This is a genomic window from Thalassotalea sp. G20_0 (assembly GCF_017744175.1).
Classification (GTDB): domain Bacteria; phylum Pseudomonadota; class Gammaproteobacteria; order Pseudomonadales; family Endozoicomonadaceae; genus Endozoicomonas.
The window spans coordinates 1-607 of record NZ_JAGHQV010000440.1; the positions used below are offsets into that span (position 1 = coordinate 1).

General features: G+C 50.1%; 1 protein-coding gene. It reads left to right on the forward strand.

The window, feature by feature from the left end; translation table 11 throughout:
- Positions 1–104: 104 nt before the first annotated feature.
- Positions 105–607 (forward strand): hypothetical protein (locus tag J7438_RS26930; protein WP_209279088.1); only part of this gene is annotated, 503 nt, incomplete at its 3' end.

The following is a 607-nucleotide window of genomic DNA, read 5'->3' on the forward strand; positions in this document are numbered from 1 at the left end:
AAACAGCCAAAGCCGTTAAAAGTCATTTTGAGAATGCAGCGGATGCTATCAGTCAGGTCAACGCAGCCGAAACCCGAACGGAGCTGGCCAGCCTTGGGGTAGCCTTGGCTGAAGCTTTCTCTCAGGGCACTTTGTCTGCAGAGGAGTATTACGAGGCGACCGAAGCCAGTCGCAGGAAGCTGGCTGAGCTAAAGGCCGAGGCGGAAAATACCAAGGACAGCATAAAAGAAACAGGCGACGCTGCAGAGGAAGCCGGGGATAAGCAAGAGCAATCTTTTGAAAACGCCCAGTCTATTGCCGCTGTTTTGGCCGGTCACTATAACGCCATAACCGCAGAACTTATGGGTATGAGCAGCGCTGCGCACGATGCTTTTGTAGCCATACAACAAGGCGGCGGTTCAGTGGATACCAGTGCAGCCAAAGGCAGTATTGAAGACCTGAAAAATGAGCTTAAGGCAACCTCCGCAGAAATTAGCCGGCTGCAAAGCAATCAATATCAATTTGACGTGACAGGCATTGGTCGCTGGCTCAATCAAACATCAACCGCTGCCGCTTATGTGAAAAAACAATTTTTAGAGCAAAGAATTGCCCTTGAACAGCTGTTTGA